This window comes from Terriglobia bacterium, assembly GCA_036496425.1.
Classification (GTDB): Bacteria; Acidobacteriota; Terriglobia; order 20CM-2-55-15; family 20CM-2-55-15; genus 20CM-2-55-15.
On record DASXLG010000317.1, the window covers coordinates 1 to 5589 of the forward strand.

Genomic DNA, 5589 nt, shown 5'->3' on the forward strand with positions numbered 1-5589 from the left:
CGTCATTCATAGATGCCTACTTGCAGGCGACGCTCTTAGGCGTCGTGTGCTGGCACGCAATACTCTCCGTACGGCCGGATGCAAGATCAGAACAGGCGATATCCACCGCTGTCCGGACCGCCTCTTCTTCCGACGTGCCGGCCGCGGGCTTGCACGAGGTCACGCCGTGAAACTCCACGCAAACCTGACAGCTCACACGCGCGAGCCCGGTGGCGGAATAGACGATGAAGCCGATCAGCACAGCAAAACCGGCGCCGACAAGTAATTTCCAGGTTTGAGGCATCAATGAATACCGAGCAAAGTTCGGCCCTCGGGAGAAATTTTCTCGGGTGTCCACTGCGGCTCCCAGACCACCTGGACGTCCGCCTCAACCACACCCGGCAGATCGAGAAGTTTATTTCTGGCGTCGGCCGCAATCGAGCCGCCCATGCCGCAACCCTGCGCGGTCAGCGTCATTTTTATGTCGATCCGCGAGCCATCGGAAAGCGGGGAAATCTTCATGTCGTAGATCAGGCCCAGATCCACAATGTTGACGGGAATTTCCGGGTCGAAGCAGGTCTTAAGCGCCTGCCACACTTCCGTTTCCAGCGCTTCCCCCGTCAAAGCCTGTCCCTGGGCGGCGGCTTCCGGCCGGGTTTCCTTGCCGATGGCATCGGCATCGCCGTTCGACAGACGGAACAAGCCTCCATAACTGGGAACCATGAGTGTGTATGACCCGCCCAACGACTGGGTGATCATGACTTCCGTTCCTTGTGGAAGCATCAGCGAGTGACCTGCCGGAACAGCAACAACTTGGCAGTCACGCGTCAACTTGATTGGCTCATCCGTCTGATAGCTCATTTTAAACCCTCAAATTCATTATATGCCCGCGGGTTCATTATATGCCCGCGGGCAAACCGGATGCGGAAGCCAAATTGCAACCAATTGCAAGAGTGATCCAAGCACGTTAGAGTGGAAGTAACTGATCCTTCCACGTTAGGAGGTCCCAATGGCGAAATGCCCGACTCATCGGATCGACCTGGTGTCGTTCTGTCCGGCTTGCCGCGGCTCAGTCCGGTCCAAACGGAAAGCGGCGTCATCCCGCGCAAACGGCAAATTAGGAGGCAGACCCCGTAAATCCGGCACGCGCCGGCGAGCCACAACCGCGGCTCGCTCCCGGCGGTCGACTACGCGTACCCGATAGCTTGTCCGCTTTTATAGAGCTTCATCGGCCCGGCGGAACAGTTCCTCCACGGATTCATCTCCTGTAAATTCCGCCAGGCCGCAGCTCGTCGTCTCCGCGAGCGAAAACTTACCGGGACTGTGAAGTTACAAACAGATGATTCTGAACATCCTCGACTCCCGGCACGTCCCCTGCCACAGACTCCGCCCGCGTCCGGACTTCTTCCGAGGGAACATCGCCGCGGAGCGTCACCACGTTACCTTCGGAAGTCACATCGACTTGGCCCGAGGGTATGCGTTTGGATAAAGCCAGAGCGGTTTTGACCTTTGTGGTCAGCGCCGCATCGTGAGACGTTTCCTTCGCGGCATAGGCTGCGTTCTGCAACGTACTTCTCATATCCTGTTTGGTCTGCTCCCACCCCCGCGTGGAAAGCAGAAATGCCGTCCAGCCCAGAGCCACCACGAGAACTATGATCGCGAGCCCCGCACCGAGAGACAGCCCTTGGCGCGCCGTCCGGGCACGATTCACGTGCTCGACGACAACTCTCCGCTCCGGGACGGCGGCTGTCCGATCCGGAATGACCGGCGCCGGCGAACCGTAATAGTCGTGAATGCTGCGGCGCCACGCCGGATCGCTGAAGTCCGGCCAGTGGTCCCGGTCGAAACCTGGAGCGCGTTCCAGGGTTCCCCTGGCGACGTTCAAAAAGATGTAATCGCCTGTGTTCGAAAGGCGCAATAAAGGCCAGGGAACCGCAAACAACTTGGTCCCCGTTCCCAGTACGCCGCCGAAAGAGAGAACAGCGTATTGGATGTTTCCGGTTGCCGGATCGACGACGATGTCCTCGATCTTCCCAAGGTTTTCGCCCGCAGTGTTGCGGACCTGCTCATGGAGCAAACCAGTAGCCAGCCACCTGTTGGATTTCTGCATGAAACCCCCCTTGGGGTATTGGACGGCCGGCGCATATAGTAAGTGAGGAGTCCTTGCATGCATATCGTGTCATTGGCCTTTTTATTGTTGGCCGTGCAACGCCCCGAGATCCCAGCGCAACAACCGCCGGTCATTGTGGTTACAGGCACTTCCGAGGTACTGGCCGTTCCGGATGAAGCCATCATTCGCCTGGGCATTGTCCGCCAGGCCACTGCCGCAGAAGCGGCGCAACAGCAGGCCAATTCCGTTGCGCAAGAGATTCTCAAAGCGATTTCGGCTGCCGGTGTGCCCTCCAAAGATGTCCAGACTGCCCGGCTCGTTTTGTCGCCGGTCTACAATTCACGAAACGCGGAGCAGCGCATCGTTTCTTACAATGCGGCGAATACGGTGTCGATTCGACTGGACAACCTCGGCATCGTGGGCAACGTCGTCGATGCCGGCCTCAAGGCAGGAGCAAACCAGCTCGAAGGAGTTCAGTTCCGCTTGAAAAATGAGTTGCCGTCACGCGAACAGGCGCTGAGAGAAGCGGTCCAGGAGGCGCGCGGCAAGGCGCAGGCCATGGCGGATGCGCTCCATGTGAATCTTGCGGAAGTGCTGGAAGCGACCGAAGGCGGGGTGTCCGTCGTTCCCCGGGTCCAGCCGCTTTTGGCAACCGCTTCACAGGCCGTCGTTTCGACGCCGGTATCGCCCGGAGAAATTGAGGTCCGGGCGAACGTCACAATTCGCTATCGAATATCTCCGAAGCCGTAACTCCGTGGCTCAACAGGTTGTCCGATAAGCGTACGCCATGTCTTGCGTGGAGAACGCGAATCCCGCCCGGCCTTCCGGATCCAACGCGATCAATCCGCCGCGCCCGCCGGTCTTCCGCGTCAGCAGAGCGATGGCTTCGTTCGCCGCAATGTCCGGCCGTTTTCCCGCCACAATAAAGTCGTTCACCGCTTTTGCCAGAACGACTTTCATGATGGATTCACCGTGGCCCGTGCACGACACAGCGCCTCCGGTATTGTCCGCGTAACAGCCGCAGCCCACGAGCGCGGAATCGCCGACCCGGCCCGGATACTTGTACAGCGTCCCGCCGGTCGATGTGCCTGAAGCAAGATTTCCTGTCGCATCCAAGGCCACCGCTCCGACCGTTCCGAAATGCACGACGGCTCCCGACAACGACGCCCACAAATCCGCTTCGGCCTTCGTGATCAATTCATTTGCGTCGCACAACGCCAGCCCCTGTTCGACGGCAAAGCGCTCGGCGCCATAGCCGGCAAGCAACATGTGTTCACTTTTTTCGAGAATCAGCCTGGCCAGGCGGATCGGATTGCGAATGCGCTCGACAGCAATGGCGGCTCCGGACTTGAGGGTCGAGCCGTCCATCAGAATCGCGTCGAGCTGAACGTTGCCGTCCCGGTTGAGGTGGGAACCGATTCCCGCATCGAAGACAGGTTCATCCTCGAGTTCGATGATGGCTTCTTCACAGGCAGCAAGAGCGGAGCCGCCGCTCTCGAGAATCGCCCAACCGCGATTCAGTGCGCGCTGGACCCCGTGTTGACAGGTCTCGCGAAGGCCGGCCGGGATATCCCACGCTCCGCCGTGAACAATGAGCGAAATGTTCCCCACGAAAAAAGTATATGCCGGAGGAAAATAGGGACGTCCCCATTTTCCTCAGCCCTTACGGCGATCGCTTTCCTGGAGGACTGTGGCGTAGTTGATGCCGAGAAATGTGATCGTCGGCATCACGCGGCCCTTCACGCCGACTGTCGCTCCTTTGCTTGGAACGCCACGGCTGTTGGCGTAGACCCAGAGCGAACCGGTGCCGTCGTCCACCTGATAAATGCCATGGCCGAATGCTCCGATCGATTGCATTACTCTGCCCGCCACAACCACCTCTTTGTTCATGAAACGTCCGGGATCGGCGTTGATTTGGCTGATTTGCTGCCGCTCGCACCCGATCAGGATCAGCCCCAGAATGACAAGGGCGGCGGCGAATGTGATTTTCCTGGCTCTCATAAATCCGGCTCCGTTCCGAGCCGCGAGCCTCAAACCGGCCCATGGAAGCGGTCGTACCGGTTCGAGGTCACGGCTCGAAATCTCATATTTGGACGCCCTCATCGAAGGTTTGAAAGCATTGCGGGTCGTTTTCCCGTTCATGAGAACGCCCGTACCGCCCGAAGTCCATCCAAATACCTCTGTAATTGTTTGACGCTATTGGCTCGGGACAGTAAACGACCACTCCGGCAAAGAGTTTGCAGCTACTTCCTGTGACTGTAAAGATTGAGGAGGGAAAGAATGTCCGTTAGCAAATCAGGACTGATTCTGTTTTCGAGCTTCCTTATCTTTGCTATGGCGCCCCTAGCGCCTGCTCAACAAACTTCACATCAAGACACCAACACGACTACCACGCAACAGCAGACGCAAAAGAAAACTACGGCATGGAAAGAGAACAAAACGAAAAGCGGCATGTCTCATAACAAAGTCCGTGAGACTCAAGCTGCGCTGAAAAAAGATGGATTCGACCCGGGCCCGATCGACGGCGTCATGGGGCCGATGACGATGACGGCGCTGCGGAACTACCAGCTCTGGAATCATCTGGAAGAGACCGGAACGCTTACCGCTGAAACGCGGGATTCATTGATGAACGGCACGGCTGCAAGAACGAGCCGTCTCGAAAATAACAATCAAGCACAACCAAACAGTAACCAAAGCCAGACGTACGTCAATCCGAGCGAGACCCAGCCGTCGACCGCTCAAGCGGCTGGCGCAACGGCCGGGCAATCGAATGTGGCCAACCCGGGAGAGGTCAAAGACACCCAACAGGCCTTATTGGATCTCGGCTACGCTCCGGGCGATGTGAACGGAATGATGTCGTCCGACACGCAGGAAGCGGTTCGCCAGTTCCAGTGGTTCAACGACCTGCCGGTTACCGGCGTTCTGGATCAGCAGACCAAGACCGAAATCGATCTGCAGGAACAGGGCGGAACCGAAAACGCGCAACTGGGAGCCTCTCCGCTTCCGGATCAGGAACGGCAGAAGCCCGGCATCACGTCGAGCAACGAACAAACGAACAGCCAGGATCAGATCGCTCAGAACACAACCGCGGACAACAGCAGCTACAACGAGAAGACCACAAAACATCATGAGCGCAAGTACGACAAAGAAGCTGCGGAGCGGGCGGAGAAATCGGCAAGCGTATTGCGAGATCTGACTGCTGCATCCGACAACCGGATTCCGGACGACATACTGCAACGTGCACAGGCCATTGCGGTTATCCCGCACATGATCAAGGGAGCGTTCGGGATCGGCGGCGATTTCGGCAAAGGAATGGTAGCTGAGCGGACCGATGGTGGTCGCTGGAGTGCACCGGCGTTCATTTCCATCGGCGGCGGCAGCTTCGGCGCGCAACTCGGCGTCGAGGCAACGGATCTCGTGCTTGTCTTCACCAGCCGTGATGCCCTGGACCTTTTGGAAAAGGGTACGGATGTGAAGCTGGGCGCGGATGCCAGCGTCGC

At 58.3% G+C, this 5589-nt stretch carries 7 protein-coding genes; 2 read left to right on the forward strand and 5 right to left on the reverse strand.

What is annotated here, in order from left to right:
• Positions 1–16: 16 nt before the first annotated feature.
• The 3 genes from VGK48_23145 to VGK48_23155 form a co-directional block, all read right to left on the reverse strand.
• Entirely contained in the window at positions 17–283 is a 267-nt protein-coding gene (locus tag VGK48_23145) for a hypothetical protein (GenBank protein HEY2384081.1), read from the reverse strand.
• Positions 283–840 (reverse strand): iron-sulfur cluster assembly protein, encoded by a 558-nt coding sequence (locus tag VGK48_23150; GenBank protein ID HEY2384082.1) that lies wholly within the window; start codon positions 838–840, stop codon positions 283–285. The genes VGK48_23145 and VGK48_23150 overlap by 1 nt, the downstream gene beginning before the upstream one ends.
• A gap of 451 nt (positions 841–1291) precedes the next feature.
• Positions 1292–2089, reverse strand: coding sequence for a BON domain-containing protein (locus tag VGK48_23155; protein ID HEY2384083.1), 798 nt, complete (start codon positions 2087–2089; stop codon positions 1292–1294).
• A gap of 57 nt (positions 2090–2146) precedes the next feature.
• Here VGK48_23155 and VGK48_23160 point away from each other — a divergent pair, with 57 nt between their 5' ends.
• Positions 2147–2839 (forward strand): SIMPL domain-containing protein, encoded by a 693-nt coding sequence (locus tag VGK48_23160; protein HEY2384084.1) that lies wholly within the window; start codon positions 2147–2149, stop codon positions 2837–2839.
• 9 nt (positions 2840–2848) lie between these two features.
• Here VGK48_23160 and VGK48_23165 read toward each other — a convergent pair whose 3' ends face one another.
• Together VGK48_23165 and VGK48_23170 are read right to left on the reverse strand one after the other, a co-directional pair.
• The gene (locus tag VGK48_23165) at positions 2849–3700 is read right to left on the reverse strand and encodes an isoaspartyl peptidase/L-asparaginase (protein ID HEY2384085.1); all 852 of its coding nucleotides are present in this window, start codon (positions 3698–3700) and stop codon (positions 2849–2851) included.
• A gap of 45 nt (positions 3701–3745) precedes the next feature.
• Entirely contained in the window at positions 3746–4090 is a 345-nt protein-coding gene (locus VGK48_23170) for an OB-fold nucleic acid binding domain-containing protein (GenBank protein HEY2384086.1), read from the reverse strand.
• A 279-nt stretch (positions 4091–4369) separates the two neighbouring features.
• Here VGK48_23170 and VGK48_23175 point away from each other — a divergent pair.
• On the forward strand, positions 4370–5589 hold a 1220-nt coding region (locus VGK48_23175), incomplete at its 3' end, for a peptidoglycan-binding protein (GenBank protein ID HEY2384087.1).

Coding starts and splice junctions, on each gene's coding strand:
- VGK48_23150 (HEY2384082.1), bottom strand. CDS start 840: ATGAGCTATCAGACGGATGAGCCAATCAAGTTGACGCGTGACTGCCAA.
- VGK48_23170 (HEY2384086.1), bottom strand. CDS start 4,090: ATGAGAGCCAGGAAAATCACATTCGCCGCCGCCCTTGTCATTCTGGGG.
- VGK48_23160 (HEY2384084.1), top strand. CDS start 2,147: ATGCATATCGTGTCATTGGCCTTTTTATTGTTGGCCGTGCAACGCCCC.
- VGK48_23145 (HEY2384081.1), bottom strand. CDS start 283: ATGCCTCAAACCTGGAAATTACTTGTCGGCGCCGGTTTTGCTGTGCTG.
- VGK48_23155 (HEY2384083.1), bottom strand. CDS start 2,089: ATGCAGAAATCCAACAGGTGGCTGGCTACTGGTTTGCTCCATGAGCAG.